The sequence below is a fragment of the Bacillus sp. XT-4 genome, from assembly GCF_050864245.1.
Taxonomy (GTDB): domain Bacteria; phylum Bacillota; class Bacilli; order Bacillales; family Bacillaceae; genus Bacillus; species Bacillus altitudinis.
Map to the genome: position 1 here is coordinate 56871 of NZ_JBPAFI010000002.1, position 18710 is coordinate 75580.

General features: G+C 36.9%; 19 protein-coding genes and 2 pseudogenes. 5 read left to right on the plus strand and 16 right to left on the minus strand.

All coding sequences use genetic code 11. The features are described 5' to 3' along the window. Positions 1-148 precede the first annotated feature (148 nt). Complete coding sequence (locus ACRRMM_RS05535) at positions 149-520, plus strand: iron chaperone (RefSeq protein WP_008343954.1); 372 nt, start codon at positions 149-151, stop codon at positions 518-520. Between the two features lie 57 nt (positions 521-577). Here ACRRMM_RS05535 and ACRRMM_RS05540 read toward each other — a convergent pair whose 3' ends face one another. Continuing rightward, positions 578-1159, minus strand: coding sequence for an undecaprenyl-diphosphatase (locus ACRRMM_RS05540; protein ID WP_008343955.1), 582 nt, complete (start codon positions 1157-1159; stop codon positions 578-580). A gap of 140 nt (positions 1160-1299) precedes the next feature. Beyond that, positions 1300-1842: a GNAT family N-acetyltransferase gene (locus ACRRMM_RS05545; protein WP_428828946.1), complete on the minus strand. Its 543-nt coding sequence runs from the start codon at positions 1840-1842 to the stop codon at positions 1300-1302. A gap of 165 nt (positions 1843-2007) precedes the next feature. Between ACRRMM_RS05545 and ACRRMM_RS05550 the strand changes: the two genes are divergently transcribed. Next, on the plus strand, positions 2008-2490 hold the full coding sequence (locus tag ACRRMM_RS05550; protein ID WP_428828945.1) for a macro domain-containing protein: 483 nt from the start codon (positions 2008-2010) through the stop codon (positions 2488-2490). 48 nt (positions 2491-2538) lie between these two features. Here the strand turns inward: ACRRMM_RS05550 and ACRRMM_RS05555 are convergent, their stop codons facing one another. From ACRRMM_RS05555 to ACRRMM_RS05565, 3 genes are all read right to left on the minus strand, one after another. Beyond that, the gene (locus ACRRMM_RS05555; protein WP_074042019.1) at positions 2539-3009 is read right to left on the minus strand and encodes an immunity protein YezG family protein; all 471 of its coding nucleotides are present in this window, start codon (positions 3007-3009) and stop codon (positions 2539-2541) included. 6 nt (positions 3010-3015) lie between these two features. After that, positions 3016-4941, minus strand: coding sequence for a T7SS effector LXG polymorphic toxin (locus ACRRMM_RS05560; RefSeq protein WP_217815787.1), 1926 nt, complete (start codon positions 4939-4941; stop codon positions 3016-3018). Between the two features lie 143 nt (positions 4942-5084). Then, a complete protein-coding gene (locus ACRRMM_RS05565) occupies positions 5085-5504 on the minus strand; it encodes a MarR family winged helix-turn-helix transcriptional regulator (RefSeq protein WP_048003264.1) in 420 nt (139 codons plus the stop codon). A gap of 112 nt (positions 5505-5616) precedes the next feature. On the opposite strand from ACRRMM_RS05565, the gene ACRRMM_RS05570 reads away from it, so the two are divergent. After that, entirely contained in the window at positions 5617-6603 is a 987-nt protein-coding gene (locus tag ACRRMM_RS05570; RefSeq protein ID WP_428828944.1) for a YhdH/YhfP family quinone oxidoreductase, read from the plus strand. Between the two features lie 131 nt (positions 6604-6734). Here ACRRMM_RS05570 and ACRRMM_RS05575 read toward each other — a convergent pair whose 3' ends face one another. The 3 genes from ACRRMM_RS05575 to ACRRMM_RS05585 all read right to left on the minus strand — a co-directional run bounded on the left by ACRRMM_RS05575 (position 6735) and on the right by ACRRMM_RS05585 (position 10353). Beyond that, the gene (locus ACRRMM_RS05575) at positions 6735-7070 is read right to left on the minus strand and encodes a hypothetical protein (protein ID WP_050827287.1); all 336 of its coding nucleotides are present in this window, start codon (positions 7068-7070) and stop codon (positions 6735-6737) included. 936 nt (positions 7071-8006) lie between these two features. After that, positions 8007-9116 (minus strand): RapH N-terminal domain-containing protein, encoded by a 1110-nt coding sequence (locus ACRRMM_RS05580; RefSeq protein ID WP_050827286.1) that lies wholly within the window; start codon positions 9114-9116, stop codon positions 8007-8009. Between the two features lie 388 nt (positions 9117-9504). Further along, positions 9505-10353, minus strand: coding sequence for an SMI1/KNR4 family protein (locus tag ACRRMM_RS05585; RefSeq protein WP_050827285.1), 849 nt, complete (start codon positions 10351-10353; stop codon positions 9505-9507). 191 nt (positions 10354-10544) lie between these two features. Here ACRRMM_RS05585 and ACRRMM_RS05590 point away from each other — a divergent pair, with 191 nt between their 5' ends. Beyond that, the gene (locus tag ACRRMM_RS05590) at positions 10545-10964 is read left to right on the plus strand and encodes a hypothetical protein (protein ID WP_017367294.1); all 420 of its coding nucleotides are present in this window, start codon (positions 10545-10547) and stop codon (positions 10962-10964) included. 200 nt (positions 10965-11164) lie between these two features. Further along, positions 11165-11251 (plus strand): hypothetical protein, encoded by an 87-nt coding sequence (locus ACRRMM_RS05595; RefSeq protein WP_234717188.1) that lies wholly within the window; start codon positions 11165-11167, stop codon positions 11249-11251. A 73-nt stretch (positions 11252-11324) separates the two neighbouring features. Here the strand turns inward: ACRRMM_RS05595 and ACRRMM_RS05600 are convergent, their stop codons facing one another. From ACRRMM_RS05600 to ACRRMM_RS05635, 8 genes and pseudogenes are all read right to left on the minus strand, one after another. Further along, a complete protein-coding gene (locus ACRRMM_RS05600; RefSeq protein WP_234717150.1) occupies positions 11325-11483 on the minus strand; it encodes a hypothetical protein in 159 nt (52 codons plus the stop codon). A 214-nt stretch (positions 11484-11697) separates the two neighbouring features. Then, positions 11698-12869 (minus strand): annotated as a pseudogene (locus tag ACRRMM_RS05605) (ribonuclease YeeF family protein); the annotation flags it as partial. Positions 12870-13272: 403 nt separating this feature from the next. Beyond that, positions 13273-13935, minus strand: a complete 663-nt coding sequence (locus tag ACRRMM_RS05610) for a DUF3986 family protein (RefSeq protein WP_428828943.1) — start codon at positions 13933-13935, stop codon at positions 13273-13275. 196 nt (positions 13936-14131) lie between these two features. Next, positions 14132-14707, minus strand: coding sequence for a S8 family serine peptidase (locus tag ACRRMM_RS05615; protein WP_217815780.1), 576 nt, complete (start codon positions 14705-14707; stop codon positions 14132-14134). 435 nt (positions 14708-15142) lie between these two features. Further along, a complete protein-coding gene (glnA, locus tag ACRRMM_RS05620) occupies positions 15143-16477 on the minus strand; it encodes a type I glutamate--ammonia ligase (RefSeq protein WP_007499421.1) in 1335 nt (444 codons plus the stop codon). A gap of 60 nt (positions 16478-16537) precedes the next feature. Then, positions 16538-16948: a MerR family transcriptional regulator gene (locus ACRRMM_RS05625; RefSeq protein ID WP_007499423.1), complete on the minus strand. Its 411-nt coding sequence runs from the start codon at positions 16946-16948 to the stop codon at positions 16538-16540. A 91-nt stretch (positions 16949-17039) separates the two neighbouring features. Then, positions 17040-18320, minus strand: a complete 1281-nt coding sequence (locus ACRRMM_RS05630) for an aminotransferase class I/II-fold pyridoxal phosphate-dependent enzyme (RefSeq protein ID WP_046343581.1) — start codon at positions 18318-18320, stop codon at positions 17040-17042. Between the two features lie 18 nt (positions 18321-18338). After that, a pseudogene (locus ACRRMM_RS05635) lies at positions 18339-18710 on the minus strand (GTPase HflX); the annotation flags it as partial.

Sequence of the window (18710 nt, forward strand, 5' to 3'; positions counted from 1 at the left end):
AAGCACCGAAAAGCAAATGAGCTGAGACAGGTGAAACTCCTGTCGGTGAAATTCCGTAGGGAAGCGTGTTGCCCCCTAGCCTATGCTTACGAAAGGAGTGCGGGTTCGAATCCCGTCTGAGGCTTGATGAATATGGAGGATGAAAACAATGCAGGTTTTTGAAGAATATGTAAGCAACATCGGTCATCCAGAGCTGAAACAGCGCATGCAAGACATCTTACAATGGATTTCAGACACATTCCCTCAATTAGAGCCCAGAATTGCTTGGAATCAGCCCATGTTCACAGATCATGGCACATTTATTATCGGATTTAGCGTCGCAAAACACCACATTTCTGTCGCACCAGAAGGAAAAGGGATTGATCACTTTTCAGCAGATATTGTACAAGCTGGTTATGACCATGGAAAAAAGATGTTTCGGATGAAGGAAAGCTTACCGATTGACTATCCTCTACTTAAAAAAATCATTGAATTTAACATTGAAGACAAAGCAGATTGTTCCACATTTTGGCGAAAATAATAAACACCCCGATCTGATTTCATAACAGATTGGGGTGTTTTTTCGTGGACTTACATTTTATTTGGTTCTCTCTCCTGCCCATTTCTGCTCCACCCATTCAAAGCACGACAGAAGCAGGCTAACGCCCTTTTGGAATAGCGGCAAATAAACAACCGTTACCGCCGTTAAACAAGCGATCACAGCACCTGCCAGCACATCAAATGGATAATGAACACCTACCCAAATCCTTGAAAATCCTACAGCGCAGGCAATGAAAAGCCAATAAATACGACGCTTGTGAAAAAGCCATAAGACTATACAAATGGAAAAAATAAAAATGGTGTGATCACTCGGAAAAGAGTTGTTCACTTCCTTTTCGATTAAAAGATTAACATGATTCAATTCTGCAAAGGGCTGCTGATTGGAATAAAAGAGCCCAGCGACTTTCCCTAACATCTCTGCCAAGATAAAGGTCAACCCAGCAGATATCATCATCCATCTGTTTCTTCTGCTCCGATTTTGAAACCACATGATCAAAAATATGATCGCAATGAACATCACTGAATATTCAGCCAATCCAATAAGAACTGGATTTAAGACATCGTGATTCATACTAAGTTGATTAATCGACCGAAATACCCGTTCATTAAACTCCTGCATCTCATTTCATTCCTTTTGCTTCGTTTAGGAAAAGGATAAATGAAAAAAGAAGACCGTGACATCGATCGAGCGAACAAAATAAAGGGATCATCTCACATTTTTGTTACTTCGTTGTCATTCGGATACCAAGAAACAAAGCACTATTTAGAATGATACTGCTCCCATTCTTTTTTCAGCAAAGCATATTGATAGGTGTTTTCATATTTGAGGGTGCCATCCTCATTTGTAGTAAATGAAACAAACTCTAGAAAGAGGCCTTCCTTCCTCATGCCTAAACGCTCACATAATGTTTGAGATCGATCATTGTCATCCTCTACATATGCATATAAGCGCCTTGCTCCTTGATTGACAAATAGATACGACAAGAGAGCTTCTGCACTTTCACGGGCATATCCATTCCCTTCATATGACGCATGAAAATTCCAGCCAATCGAATACGTATCCGGCTCATCTTTTAGATAAAACAGTTCACCGATAATCAACTGACTTTCTTTTAAACAAACCGCCATATAAGAGTGATCTGCTTTTCTTTTTTGCACCTTAGCTACCGCTTCTTCTAATGTAGAGATTTGATCATCCAGAAAACAATTCACTCTTGGTTGAGACAAGTATGCAAGCATTCCGGGTGCATCTTCATCACGAAATGGTCTAAGAATTAACCGATTTGTTTCTATTTTATCCATAAGACTCTCCTTACTACTTTTTCTTTATCTTTCACTATTTTAGATGTCATGGACTATTTTTGCCAATTTGATCGTATGAACGTATCCATTTTTTTAAACATAATGTCATCAAAACTGCTATAATAGAACATAAGTTTGCATTTTGTTGAAAAGGGATGACTTGAAATGATCAAAACGGTAGAAGGCAATATCTTAGACGCAGAAGAAGACATCATCTGTCACCAAGTGAATTGTAAGGGTGTCATGGGAGCAGGATTAGCAAAGCAAATCAAAAGCAAATACCCAAATGTGTATAAAGACTATAAACGGTTATGTGCAGAACAAGGAGATGATTTATTAAGCTCCGTTCAGCTCATCACAACGAGCGACGGAAAAACCATTGCCAACTTATTCGCCCAAGTTGGATACGGAAGAAAAACAAAACAAACAGATGACGACGCATTACGCAGCTGCTTTGAACATCTAAAACAGACAGTGACAAATCCAAATGAAAAGAACCCCCTTCATTCTATCGCCATTCCTTATGGGATCGGCTGCGGCTTGGCAGGCGGCGATTGGACGATTGTTCGAGAGATGATGGAAGAGGTTCTTGGTGAGTGTGAAGTTACGGTTTATCGGTTTAAAATGAGAAATTCTGATGAAAACTAATATTACAAAAACCCTCCTTCATTTATTTGGAGGGTCATTTGCTATTTGCTATTTGTTATTTTTCAAATAATTTAGCACAGCTTCTTTATCTTCCTCATCTTCAGGTAGAAATCCGAACGTTTCGTATTCCCAAACGGCTATTCTTTGTACATTGTCTATGCCTAATGAATAAACATCATCGTATCCATACTCAATAGAGAATTCCCCTTTATGATCTAATTGGAGGGTAGCTGTTGTCCAAGCACCTAAATCATTTTGTATATATGCCTTTTTCAATGCTTCAAAAATTTCACTAAGTTCGTATAATAAGTGGATGTATGTTGACTTATTTACACTATATTTATGAGGAATTTGATGTCCATTAACATATTCATTTCCATTTTGTTCTTTAAAATAAAACACTATCTCAGCCGAATCATCAAGTATTTCTGCATACATCCAAACTTTATCCCAATCACATGGTATTAATTCATTAATTGATTCTGCTATTTGTTTATAATTTTTTTCTAATTCTTCCATTGGGTTTTAACCTCCAGGTTGATTCTTAATAAATACTTGAGAATAACGTTCTCCAATTTTATACTCCACAGAGAAACTAACAGGTCGTAATGAATCTCCCTTATAGATAGGTTCAATGTTCACTGCTACTTGTTTAGGTGGGTTTGAATTCAAAGCTTTCAACCACCGTTGTTCCATGGTGTACCATTTCCCGCCGCTTCGATTAATCTGTGAATTCATCGGAAGTAGGTTATCAATATCCCCAGACCCTTTAAAAATAGATGCAATTAAATGCCCTCCATCATCATCCAGCAATCGATCCGGCTTTCCTGAATTGGATTGAGCATATTGGTTTCTTTTGACCTCTCCATATTTTAAATCACTTGCTTCGACTTTGACAATGCGACCATAGTGATCTGTTGTGTAGGTGTAACCTTGCTTTGTTGAATAAACGACATTCGGTTTTAATACCTTTTTGCGTTTCCACCGCACATAGTGATCTCCGTAACTGACAACGGTCGGTGGTGATTTGGGTGCTGGTAATCTTCTGCCTGTCTGAGAGATACCGTATCCTGAGTTGTTGTCTAGACGCTTTGCCATGGAGAGAAGTTTATTTTTGAGATTTTCTCCGTCAAATACATTGTACGGGAGCTTCGGTCCACCAGCCATTTGAAACTTTGGTGAATATGGCAATAGATTCGGGATAGAGACTCTATCTAATGATTTTGCTCCTTGTTCAAGGCCTTTCTTCACTGTTGTTTTGGCCGCTGTTGTCCCTGTTTTTGTGATGGCTCCTGCCCCTTTAGAACCAAAGACAATTTCTGCAAGAGAACCAGTCGCATAGGCGAACCAGTGTGACCGAGAATACGCATCACCATCTATGACCTCTTTTTGGAATGAGTCTGAAATCGACTTTCCAATCGCTTTCGACGTTTCAATTGGATGAGAAACAGCCGTTACGACCGATTCAACGGCACCTCCAGGATCTGTCACAAGATCGTAGATACCAACTACTGTATCTTTTGCCACATCATATAGACCCACTGTAGCACCTTTTACACTATCAATGAACACCTCCGATGCTTCTTCCTGTGCTTTGATTTGGAGAAGCTGGCTGTAATACATTTTTTGATCATATGTGAGATTCTCATAACCGATCTCATCTACAATCTCAAAGTACTTCGATTCTGATAGACACGAAGGATCATTGAGCTTTTCTTTCAATTCTTTGATTCTTCGTTTTTCTTTTTCTTCTTTTTTCACCTTTAAATAGGCTTTTACTTGAGCATCAATTTGATCATGGTTCTTGTACACGTCTGTCTCATGAAATGCTTTTGCATCATAATACATTGGCTGCGCATTCTTTCCTTTTCCAGTAGCAGCCATCATCTTTGCATAAAAAGTGTTGAGATGATTCTCAACCGCTTCTGACTTTGCGTATTCCGTTTTCAAATCATTGTCTATTTGATGTAAAACTTCAATGGTCTCTTTTCTTTTTTTGTTCGCATCGTCTAAATGTTCATTGACCTCTTTACTTGAAAAAGTATGTAATTCAATTAAATCACTGATATCGTCAAAAATAGTGGAAAGTGCCTCTTTTTGTTCTTTGACCATATCTTTATTGTTCTGAATCCCTTGTTTCAATTGATTGTCTAAAAAGTGCTCATCAATAAAAGTACTCCCGCCTAATGATTCATCATCAAGCTTTCCTTTCACCCCATCTAAAAAAGCTTTCTGCATATCGATAAAATCAAGATAAGTGTCTGTGTACAGCGCAAGATCCTCATAAAAAGATTTGATATTGTCTGCACCTTTTCCAGTAAATTCATCACCTAAGACCGACACACTTTTTAATGCTTTTTTCACAAGTTTCATTTCTTCTTGAAGCTCATGATAGGCCTTTGATCTCTGTTCTACAGCTGATAGTAAAGATGGAGCATCTAATATTTTCATATAAAAAAGACTCCTTTTATGGCATATTCTTTTACTAGAATACCATAAGGAGCCTGACACTTTAATCCACTTTATCGTTTTTTAACCAATTATCTATCAGAGCTACCTCTTGATACATAAGTAACTTGTTTTAAAAAAATCCATCATTGAAAGTTATTGATAATTGTATACAATGCTTTTTTTAGCACAACCTTATCATCATTTGACAAGTTTTGGAGCGCTGTATTGTTCAGCTCAATTGTTGCTGCTTCAACTTTTTCTCTAATGGCTAAAGATTTTTGAGTCGCCTCTACTAAAATATTTCTTCGATTTTTTGGATCAATTGTGCGTTCAATTAAGTCAGCTTTTTGCATTTTATCTAAAATTCCAGAAACTGTTGAGGCTTCTAAATACACAAGTTCTCCAATTTGTTTAGGAGATAGCTGGCCCTCTCTCCACAAACAGTTCAACACACCATATTGAGCGGGTGTCAAATCACATTCCTCTAAAAGCTTACTAAAGTACTTAAACACTTTATTTTGACTAACACTTAGTAAAAAATTTATGCACTCTGATAATTCCATTTTATCTCCCCCACATTGACTTCACCTATAATATCATGGTAGTTTTTTAATTGAAATACTTTTGCACCAGAAATGTTTTGTCATAACATATTTTTAGAGAGGAAGATAAATAGTGGATTCATTTAAAGCGATTCTAGTGACAGAAAAAAATGATCAAGTTAGTTATGATCTTCAAAATGTAAGTGTGAATGATTTATCTGAAGGAGAAGTATTAATTAAAGTTGCATATTCTTCAATCAATTATAAAGATATGCTGGCTGTTCAAAAAAATGGAGGTGTTATTCGTAACTATCCGATGATTCCCGGAATTGATTTAAGTGGAACGATCGTTCATACAACAGATCATCGTTTCGTAGAAGGTCAACAAGTGATTGTCACAGGTTTCGCTATGGGCATGAGCCACACTGGAGGTTTTTCAGAATATGCTAGAGTACCTGCGGATTGGATTGTTCCTTTGCCAAATAACTTGACTTTAAAAGAAGCAATGACTTTTGGAACAGCAGGCTTTACAGCCGCTCTTTCGATCATGGCTTTACAGGAAAATGGAATGAATACAAAAAATCAACCTCATATACTCGTTACAGGTTCAACTGGTGGAGTTGGTAGCATCGCGATACAATTATTATCTAAAATTGGGTACAAAAATATTCATGCTTTAGTGCGTAAAGATCATCAAGTCGACATTGCAAAATCTTTAGGAGCAACTGATGTCATTTTTGCAAACGATTTAGGAGAGCTCAAAAAACCATTAAACAAGCAAAAATTTGACTTCGTCTTAGATACCGTAGGAGGAGATGTGGCTTCTGTCATAATACCTCAAATTTCTTATGGTGGAAGCATGAGCATGTGCGGGAATGCAGGTGGAATTAAATTAACAACAACTGTGTTACCTTTTATTTTAAGAGGGATCAACCTTCTAGGGATCGATTCTGTAAATGTACCAATCAATAAACGCAAAGTCATTTGGAACGAGATAGCAAACGAATGGAATATCGCCCAAACGACTCTAGTCAATGAGATTACTCTCGATACGTTACCTGAAACAATTGAAGCCATTAAAAATGGCCAACATTTAGGAAGAACAATTATTAAATATTAAACTCTATTTGAACTATATTATACAAGACTACCAATCCATATACCCCATGCTCTTAGAGCATCAATACCAAGTAAACACAAAGCTAAAAAAGGTGAAACTATACTCCACTAAATAATAAAAGAAAAACTCTATTATAAGGGTTTTTCTTTTTTGGAATCGTACTCTTTAATAATATCAATTGGATCAATCGCATCATCATCTTGTGTATATTCCTCTACATAAGGAGTAATTAATTTCTCAAACTGCTTTTCATCATCCACTAGAGCAATACAAGTTTCATACCCTTCAAAATCAGATGGGTATAAATTTGCAACAGCACTACCGGTTTTTAAAGCCTGATCTATCGCATTTTTTAATTCCAATAGACCCTTCCTGTTTCCTAAAATCAATGCTTCTCTGTGATGAGTTTCTTGAGCATATATATTACACATCTCTAAAACATCATCATCATCCACTTGAATAGACATATAAAAGCACCTCCGAAATTAAATTTAGTTCATTATATAATTCTTAATGTCAACATGCCAAAGAGCCATGACCTCAAACGTCTGATCCCAAAAGTGATTGCGGACACCGCAAACAAAAATAGCTCATACTACTTAACTGTACTTTGCTCCTTTTTATATTTCATTACTTTTATAATTCTATAAACTATTACAGCAACATAGCACACAACTAAGGTAATCAGATATTCAAAAGGAAAATCTCTTTGTACACCTTGATAAAGAAAAATTGCCAAAAGGACTGTAAACAAAACTATTTGAAAAACTTCTTTTTTTATCATCCAAATCCCCCGATATACTTTCACTTACGTTTTATACTTTTAATTACAATCCATGTTACCGTGAAATTATAAAACAATCAGTCTTAACATTCTACAGTCAGTTCCATATTTAGGATTTAAGTAACAAAATTGAAAGTATATACTATATTTGTTTTTACCTCAAATTGTTTTCTTCTCTTTCTTCATAAAAACATCCTGAAATTCTTCATAAATTTTTTTCGGTTTTTCAGAATCCCATGCTTTATACAGCTCTCGCATAAATATATACAGTGAAATTGGGTAATACCCGGAGTCCCTCCAACAGACACTGAAAGTCTCCTCTTCAAAAAGCTTAATTAATTCATTTGTTTTTTAGTATCTCTATACGCTGCCATCAAAGCAAATGGAGCAATTAATATAAAAAAGACTCCTTTATGGCATATTCTTTTACCAGAATACCATAAGAAGTCTGACGCTTTAATCCACTTTATCGTTTTTTAACCAATTAACCTCCAGAGCTACCTCTTGATGCAACTGTTTGGACATCTTCATGTAGAGGTTGAGTCAAACCGTTTGTAAAGAAAAGTGTACCTAGAGCTACCACAACTAGTGAAAATGTAATAAAAACCGACTTCTTCAATTAATTCACTCCTTTTCCTACATACTGGCTTGCGAGTAAGGCTCTTTTATAGTAATTTAATGATTGTTTCAGCAAGCCTCTCCCCTCTAAATATTTCGCCACATCAACCAGAATTTCCTCTAAATCAACCCATACTCTTTTCTCTTCAAGCTCTAAACACAGATTGTTTATATTGTTCAATTGAGAGTGATTTTTTTCATACAATAGTTCTTTTAACAATTTAAATTTTATTTGAAAAACGTTATGGTTGACTTGTTCTGATAAAGAAATGCCTAGATCTATCCATTCAATCGCGTCATTACTTTTACTGGAGATTTCTATTCTAGAAAGTTCATATAAACATCTCATCTTCAATAAATCTTGATTTTCGATCTCTTTATAACTCAACGTGCGCCTAAATAGTGCTGATGCTTCTTCTAAATTTTCTTTTTTGCTTTCTAGAAAACCCATATTGTAATATAGATGAATGATTAAATGATTGTCATTAATACTTTCGATCATATTCTCAGCTTCACTAAAAAGAGCTCTTGCTTTATCATATTCAAATTGATCAATTAAGTTTAACGCATGTAGCATCCTACAGTTAATCTGTCTTTTGATATATGTTTCATGCGCATTAAATGTGTCACACGCAATTTGTGCATGATATTTTGATAAAAAGGTCATTTTCAAATCATAAAATAGAACTGCGATTTTATAATGAAATTCAGCTTTTTCTATTTCATCATCAACATAAGCCAACTTTTTTTCAGCTATTCTGAAGTAACTTAATGCCTTATCATAATCTTGTAAGTAGTCATGATAGATCCCATTATAAAAGTAGAAGTAATATGACATGAGTTTATTTGTTTTTTCTTCTTTTTCGTCTGGAGCATTCCGCTGAAAGAATGGCTTATCTAAATTTCTGCTAATATTCTGAAGTTTCAGCTTAAGCCTAAAGCTCAACAGTTGATAGTACAAAAGAATATCTTGATTTTCTTCCATTAAATCAATTGCCCTGTCTATGTCATCTTGCATTTCTATAGCTGCCGATAAATCCCCTTTTTGTATCGCAAGATTCCAAGTGTTTAACATGTTTCCTACCTCCTGAGAGGCAATTAATCCTGACATTCCTTTACCCCCTTCTAAACAAATCCCTAGTATAATTCTAACACGCATTTTACAACATATGTAAAGTGAATCTGCTCATAATAGAAATTTTCGGTATCCCGCAAATATGATAATAATTGAATGGTATGTTGGTTAAAAGAGAGAGTAGCCAGAAAGGACTTGATACTTATTTCTTTTAGATTGACCACCTTCATTTTTTAAAAAGAAATTCACAAAATATTGTTTTGAAATTGATATAAAAAGACCTGACTGAGTTTCAGCCAGGTTCACGAAGGGGTCAATCTAAATTATATTATAATGAATTCAAAACAGATAATTAAACATCCGTTCTCATTCACTCTTTGAAAATTCACCCTATACAGTACACTCTACATGCTCTAATTTTGCCTTAATCTAAAAAATCAATATTAACAGCGAAATTTCCAGCTGTTACAGTTATCTGAGGAATTTCAGTTTTTTCAAAAATGTCTACAATTTCAAATAATGTCTTTTTTATAATATCGTTACTTGGCATTGTATCTACTCTTAATATAAGGATTGTGTCAATGCTTGCAGCTACTTCATAAAGAACGTCTTCATCTTTAACAGATTCAATATAGCTTTTTATTCTTTTAAAGAACCACTCTACTTCTTCTAAATCTTGTAACGGATATTTAGTAATTTGATGAATATCGGCTGGATCAGGTGCTTCTTTCTCTAAGATCGCTTCAAGTTCTGCTTTAGTTATATATTCCTCTTCTTCTTCTTCTTCGTATTCACCATCTGCTACTTCCTCGTCAACACTGTACTCAACTGTATAAAGCCCCTCAATGAATTCATCAAAGGAATCTGCTAACTTAAAGTCTTCTTCCATCTCAACATCAAAATAATGAATTGCAGGATTCTCTTTCGTTTTTCGATAATCCATTGCTACCCAAGTATGTCCATCCCCGTTGATCAAAACAAGCCCTTCTGGCAGCTCCCACTCTTTTATCAAATAGGCACTATCCATAATTCCTTCACCTTCAGCAATTCCCAGCAGGTGATTAAATTGAATATGATCCTCAGCCCATGAATTAGAGTGAGTGGTTGGAAAAGCATTATGAACGGCATAACCACCATTCTGTTCCATAATGAGCTTTTTATATGTATCTGGCAAAGTGACTCCAAGTTTCTTTTCAGCTTTAGCTATTTCTGCTTCGTCGATCTTTTTTAACGTATAGTAACCTTCCTCGTCTATTTCCCAAAATGATTTCAAGGTGAATGCCTCCTAGTAAAATATGCACATAAGTATACCATCTTGCTGAGTATATTTAACAATTTAGGCAAAATAAAAGAAGAATATTAGTTAATTAGTCATTCACGCTGTCTATTTTTGTCGAAACGATAGTAAAAAGAAGGTACTTCATGTAAAATTTCCTTTGCACCTAAAAATCAGGAGGATCCAATATGAAGAAATTATCTATATTCATTTTTATTTGTTTAATGATGCTAACAGCTTGCAGTAGCGCAGCATCAAATGAAAAACAGCTCACGACAGCCAATATTATTGAAGCTTTTAAAAGTGCTGGCCTTGAAGCAGAAAAACCATCTGATCTTAAACAAAAAGAGTTTGGAAATATAAGAGAAGAAGGAAAAAGGATTCTCGTTCCTTCCTTAGGTGAAAATGCTGGTGGAAGGATTTTTAAATTTGGAAATGAAACTGATTTACAGCAGGCGAAATCCTATTATGATGAGTTAGGCAATGCTGGATCTATGTTCTTCTCTCACACCTATTCAAAAGGAAACTTTTTATTACAAATGAACGGTGAAATGAAAGATTCTGAATTTGAAAAGTATAAGAAAGTAATGGATGAGGAAATAAAATAATTTCATATATTTTCAAAAGAAGGAAGGTCAATAAATGTCATCATTTTAGCTGCTAACAGTTATCCTTACGATTGTTATATTGGGTGTTTCTTTGATCTTTAAAAGAAAGAATGCACCTTTACAGTATGGAATACCATCGATTCTTATTCTCATGAGTATTATTAATAAGTTTTTTCGTAGGAAAGTGGGAAGGTTTAGGATTGGGTGCAATCAGTATATCTTTACTGATTGCATCTGTGATCACTTTAATTATAAATGCCATCTTGAGTTATTTTAGGAGTAAATAACATAGAGCAACTTCCCATTCAGAAGTTGCGTACTTTTTAATCTTCAGGGTACTCAAAGATAACGGACATGCTTTTAAAAGTGCTTCGACCCTTTCAATAATTGGAGGAAATGCTTAAGTGTTACCTTCTTCCCACCTTCCTTACGCTGCGGAATAAGGCTTGGTTCTGCTATATAGTCATTGTCATTTTTGACAGCAACACGAACGACCATATCCTTCCCTAAAATATGCATATGGCCACATTCCTCAGCACCTTTGTTCCGTATCCAGATTACGCCATTGATAAGGGAGGGTGTTTGATTGTTAGTGAGATTCTAATTTGAATTCATTTTTGAAAGAAAATCTTGAAGAACTAATTTTACTGGTGAATTCGCAGTAGTAGCCAACAAATGATTTGCATGCCATTCTATTGGTTTATTACATACCTGATTTGATCCATCTTTCCATAAACCCTTTCGCCCCAAACGGCAAAAGCATTCCAAGCGCCGCATTCATACTCGCCTCCTGCTGTTCTTTCGAGATCTTTTTCCCAAACATATCTCTACCAGTAATCGCTTCGCTGAAGCCGTTGGTCGCAATGAGGCCGTATAAACCTTTTTGGGATGTCTTTAGGGCATCAAAAGATTTTTGTGACGTCTTGTAGATATCGACCGCTCTGACTGCGGTTGATGTGGCTTGGGTGGTTTTATAGACCGCTTTTCCACCTTTAAAAATGCGCCCTACCCAGCCGACAATTGGGATGTAGCCAGTTGCCGCCATGCCACCTGCAGCGACTCGTTGGCCTGCGGTAAGCTCTTCGCCTGTGATTGGATCGACGCCCGTAGCTGCACGTTTTGCATCATTCACACCGGTTAGCTCATTGACAATGTTTCCCCCATAATCAAGGGCTTTTTCATACCAAGGACGGTTGGCTAGCGCTTTTTGTTCCTTTGCGATCTCGTGGGCTTCTTCTTGTTCTTTTTTAATTTTGAGATATTCAGCAGTTTGCTTCTCAATATCGCTTTTTGCCTTGTAGATTTCACTATCTTGAAATGCTTTTTTGTCAAAATTCAGAGGTGAAATAGATTTACCGTCATTCGTGGCATTGATCATTTCTGCATACAATGCCATTGTAGCTTGCTGCTCCGTTTCTGACAAAGCATATTCATCTTTTAAATTTTGATCTAGCTTTATTAAGTCTTTTACTGTCTTTTTTCGAACATCTTCAGCATCTTCTATTTTTTCATCAAAGGTTTTGCTATCGAATACCTCCAGTGAAATGAGGTCATCGATATCTTCAAAAATCGTTTTAAGAGCATTTTTTTGATCCTTCACAATGCTTTTAGCGTTTTTCATGACCTATGTACTACATTGTCTAAAAAGTGTTCTTCTACAAAGGTGTCCCCGCCAAAGCTCGTATCATCAAGCGTACCAGATACACCATCATGAAAGGCTTTCTGCTTATCGATGAAGCTGATAAACATATCTACATTTCCGGCGAGCTCTTTGTAGAAACTTTTAATGTTATCCGCACCTTTCACAGTGAAATCGTCACGGAGATTTGCTACGCCTTGTAGTGCCTTTTTTAAATCAACCATTTGTTCACGGAGTTCCTGATAGGATTTCGCCCTTGTATCCATGGCACTTGTTAGTGCTTTTGCATCAAGTATCTTCCCCAGAAGAAGTCACTCCCTCCTATTCATTGACAAGGTCAATTTTACTAACACAAAACTTGTCATTAAATAGGAATAAAGATACAAAAAACACAACATAAAAGTGGGCACCCATTGTGGCACTTAAAGTGCCCAATGATCAGCGTCCACAGGTTCTTCTTTCTGGACAAAATATTCATGTTCGCTTTTTCTCGGCAATGCAAATAAAAAAAGTGCCCATAAAAATGGACACTTTGGTTCTATTATTCCCAAAATGCATCGCCTTCAGAATCAATATACTTCTAGAAAAGTTTTAAAGTCTACATAACAGTCTTTAAACAGATAAAGATATCTTCTTCTATATCATTTTATTTATTGTAACGTAAAAACGCTATGCTTTTATTAAACCATTTTCTTTTAGAAATTGTTCGAACAATGCATCACCTTTATCCTCAATATCTTCATCATCAATATTATACTCTCCAACCAACAAAACAAAATCATCATATTTTTCATATTTTTGTTCAAGTTTTATACCATAGCTTTCTTGATAAAAAAACAATAACCATTTCCCTGAATCTAAACTTTTTAAAAACACTCCTTCATAATCTAAATCATTTTCATAATAGCCTACATGCAAATGCATTGTATCGTCTAAGTTAAGCAACGTTGATCTCCCCTTTAGAAAATAACATGATGATCTTCTAGATTTGGTGGAACATGATAATGCAGAACAGCAGGTATTCCATGTTTTATAGGTGCATAATCTAGTCTGAATAGTGGTTTTTTTGCTACGTACCTGTATAATGCGCCCTACTGATCCAGGGCCATCAATAATACGATTTTGAGTCGCCTTTAATGCTTTCTGCACATATGGTCTAGCTACTTTCCATCCTTTTTGCATTCCCTTTTTTCCAACTTGAGAAATTAATAATCTTAAAGCAGCAGCCACCACCGGTATCCACTGACCAGTTACACTGTCTTCTTTCAATTCAGCATTCTGACTCTGTAACGCTAAAGTTTCTTCTAATTCAATAAATACTGGATCATTCAAAAGAAAGTCAAATTCTTTATTAAAGTTTGAAACATCTACTTTGAAACATCTATACTGGTATCCTCATATACTTGTTCAATCAATTGATCACTAACCACAAGTTCACTATTCAGTGAAGTTACGCTCTAAGAATATGCTGGAGTCACCGCGGAAAACATAGAATAAAAGACAGTACTACTAAAAATAAGCTTATTCTTCATATAAACCCTACTTTCTCAAAAAATTTAACTGTATCCATAACTGAATACCCATTTATTTTATCTGAATTTTTGATTTTTTCCCATGATTTTTTAGAGATTGTGGATTTATTATAAGAAGAATATTCTTCAAAAAAGAGAGCAGCAAGACCTGCCATGTAGGCAGCCGCCATTGAAGTACCACTACTATATAAAAAAGAACCATCTTTTGAATAACTTTTTATATAATGCCCCGGAAGTAACACATTTAATCCATTACCTACAGTTGTCCCTTTCCATATATCACCGTTCAAATTTAATGCTCCTACAGCAATAACACCTTCAAATTTAGCAGGGTAGAGTATATCACTCTTTTCTTGTAACCCATAATTCCCAACCGATGATATTACAACAATAAGTGCCTCATCCAAATTTTCAGCCCAAGACTTTGGAACAACCAAAGTATTACCACTAAGGAACCTTACTAAAATATCATCCTCGGCTACTTTAAGTACATAACCTGCTTTATTAAGTTGTTCTCTTTTTCCTTTCTTAGATGCTTTAATCCAGTCTCCTTCTAAGAATTTGTTTTTCATCTGATAATCCTCCACCTTTTCCTGATCCGACTAAGCAGTTCATATAGATGAACACGATGTCCATCCTCTAAGCGATAAAGTAGGAACCACCGTTTTGATCGTTTGCGTGCCATCTTAGGCAGCCCCGTCTTCCTCTTCTTTTTAATCATTCTCGTCAGAATCGTCTTGCACACTTTGAGGGCAATCTAATCATTAGTAGCTGCTTCTCATCTTTCTGCATAGGTACAGCTTCGTTGGCTTGGACCTCATACTAGAAAAAATAGACACAGATTCAATGAATAATTATGAAGAGTATATCTCCAAGATAATGGAGTGGTTTTTTATCACTTTTTTGTGGGTGAATGGTGGGTGGTGCCTGCTTCATTTTAAAATATAAGAAACACTCATAAAAACTAAAATCCCCCTGAAGCCAATGGCTCCAAGAGGATTTCTTTATTAATACTGAGACATATACTGATCGCGTTCCCATGGGTGTACTTGGGTGCGGAACATATCCCATTCGATTTCTTTTGATTCGATGAAGTGCTCGAATAAGTGATCGCCTAGTGCGTTGATCATGACTTCGTTTGACTTGAGCAGCTCAAGTGCTTCTGCAAGTGTTGCAGGTAAGTCAGCGATCCCGTTTTCAAGGCGCTCTTCTTTGTCCATGACATAGATGTTTCTGTCGATTGGCGCTGGTGCGTCTAGTTTGTTTTTGATTCCGTCTAGACCTGCTGCAAGTAATACGCTTAGTGCAAGGTAGGGGTTTGCAGATGGGTCTACACTGCGTACTTCTACACGTGTGCTGATGCCGCGTGATGCTGGGATACGGATCAATGGGCTGCGATTTTGTGCACTCCATGCTACGTAGCAAGGTGCTTCATAACCAGGTACAAGACGTTTGTAAGAGTTCACCGTTGGGTTTGTGACCGCTGTGAAACTTGTTGCGTGCTTCACAATACCTGCGATAAAGTGTCTAGCCGTCTCGCTTAATTGTAAGTCTGCTTTCTCATCAAAGAATGCGTTTTTACCATTTTTAAATAATGATAGGTTACAGTGCATACCAGATCCGTTTACACCGAACAATGGTTTTGGCATGAATGTCGCATGAAGTCCGTGCTTTCTCGCAATTGTTTTAACAACGAGTTTGAACGTTTGAATGTCATCACAAGAACGGATAGCGCCTGCATATTTGAAGTCAATTTCATGCTGTCCAGGTGCTACTTCGTGGTGAGACGCTTCAATTTCAAAGCCCATTTCTTCAAGCTCAAGCACGATGTCACGGCGGCAGTTTTCACCTAAATCTGTTGGTGCAAGGTCAAAGTATCCACCTTTATCGTTTAGTTCGAGCGTTGGCTCGCCTTTTTCGTCTAATTTAAATAAGAAGAATTCTGGCTCAGGTCCAAGGTTGAAATCACTAAATCCTAGTTCTTCCATTTCCTTTAAGATACGCTTTAAGTTGTTACGAGGGTCTCCATCAAATGGTGTTCCGTCTGGCTTATAAATGTCACAAATAAAGCGTGCAACTTTACCTTTTTCTGCTGTCCAAGGGAAAATAACAAACGTGTTTAGATCTGGATATAGGTACATATCTGATTCTTCGATACGTACAAACCCTTCAATAGATGAACCATCAAACATACATTTGTTATCGAGAGCTTTTTCTAACTGGCTCACAGGAATCTCAACATTTTTAATTGTTCCGAGAATGTCTGTAAATTGCAGACGGATGTACTTTACGTTTTCCTCATTTACTAATTTTACGATATCTTCTCTTGTGTACTTTGCCATTTCGTAAAACTCCTCCCCTACAAAAGGTAAAATGTGTATAGCAATGCTTTTGCTAATTGGTTAACGGAAGAACCTTGACATATCCCCCTGCCTAAAGGTCGTTCCTTGTTGGAAACGTCCAGCCTGAATGAGTTCCTTCTTCAGTAGCTTCCTGAGTTCATCATCTGTCAAGTTGTGCTTCGCTGTGGTTTTCTCCTCTGTCTTTGTTTCAGACGATGGATTTTCTGCCTCAGCTTTGGCAAAAAGTTTTTTGATTCCTGCCATGTTTACACCTTGTTCGATGAGGTTTTTGATTTCTAGTAATTTATCAACATCATGGAAAGAAAATAATCGGCGATTCCCATCACTTCTCGCTGGAAATACTAAACCATTTTCCTCATAATAGCGAATTTGTCTTGCAGATAATTCTGTTAGCTGCATGACAATCCCAATTGGGAATAAAGGCATTGAGCGGCGAATGTTATCACTCATCTCAACTGTCTCCTCCTCTTTGCTTAAATTTATTATATGTCATGTTATATTATGTGTCAACGAAATGTTAGGAATATTAACATGGATTTTTTTATCGAGCAGGCACTTCAATAAAACCTTGCTCTAGTAAGGCATCTACAGCACTGCAAATGGCATTTTTCACATGGGCATACGTGAGACCGCCCTGAACATAGGCTGTGTAAGGCGGTCTAATCGGACCATCAGCTGATAATTCAATGCTGGCTCCTTGGACAAATGTGCCCGCTGCCATAATCACATCGTCCTCGTATCCCGGCATATAGCTTGCATGCGGTGTGACATGACTGTTAATCGGTGATGCATATTGAATCGCCTGACAAAATGCAATCATTTTTTTAGGGTCTCCAAATTCTACAGATTGAATCAAGTCGGTTCTTTTCGCATTCCACGACGGGTTTGTTTGGAACCCGAGTTTTTCAAGAAAACGCGCTGTAAACACGGCACCTTTTAAACTTTGTGCAACAACATGCGGTGCTAAGAAAAATCCTTGATACATTTCCTGAAGCGCATACAGCGATGCACCCGCTTCACTGCCGATGCCTGGAGATGTCATTCGATAAGAGCAAGCTTCTACCCATTTTTCTTTTCCGACGATGTAGCCGCCAGTTTTGGCAAGGCCGCCGCCTGGGTTTTTAATGAGAGAACCTGCCATAAGGTCTGCACCCACATGACACGGCTCTTGTAATTCAGTAAATTCACCATAACAGTTGTCAACAAACACAATGATGTCCTCATTGATGTCTTTCACAAATGAAATCATTTGTTCAATTTCTTCTATTGTAAAGGATGGTCTTGACGCATAGCCTTTAGAACGCTGAATCCCGATGACTTTTGTTTTTGGGGAAATAGATTCTTTGACTTTGTCGAAATCGACAGATCCATCTTGACGCAAATCAATGGCTTTGTAATCGATCTGAAAATCTTTTAATGAGCCTGTCCCTTCTTTGCCGCGAATCCCGACAATCTCTTCTAGGGTATCGTAAGGTTTCCCCGTCATGTAGATCAATTCATCACCAGGTCTTAGCACACCGAATAAGGCGATGGAAATGGCATGTGTTCCAGAAATGATCTGCGGGCGTACAAGACCGCTTTCCCCTCCAAATACATCCGCATAGATCTTTTCTAACGTGTCTCTTCCCATATCATCGTAGCCATAACCAGTTGTCGGGTTAAAATGAGAGTCACTGACTTTATGTTTCCGGTAGCTTTCAAGAACCCGCCACTCATTTTGTTCACTCTTTCGATCAATTTGCTGATGTATTTGTGAAATGTCTTGTTCTGCTTCTGCTGCTATTTTTTCTAAAATGGTGCCATGTTTTAAAGTGTGAAACATCGTGATTTAATTCCTTTCCTACAACATATACTTCTTGATTTGTCCTAATATGGTTTGCTCCTCACCACTAAATCCAGTGATGTCATAAAGCTCTGCTTCCTTTTGAAATTCCAGTGATTCCACCAAGGTTTCTGACTTCAAGGCAGATATGAGTTTCCCTTCATATGCCGGAATTCTTACATGATATGGCTTTAAAAAATCTTTTTTCAGTTCAGCCATGATATCCGCTTTTAACCGCTTCACATCTTCCTCGCGCCTAGCACTGATTAAAATGTGGCGCTGCTTTGAGGAAGGGATAAAATCCGGCCTGATTTGGTCTTTTTTGTTATAGACTGTCAGCATCGGAATACGATCAGCTTCTAATTCTTCTAAAAGCTTATGAACCGTTCG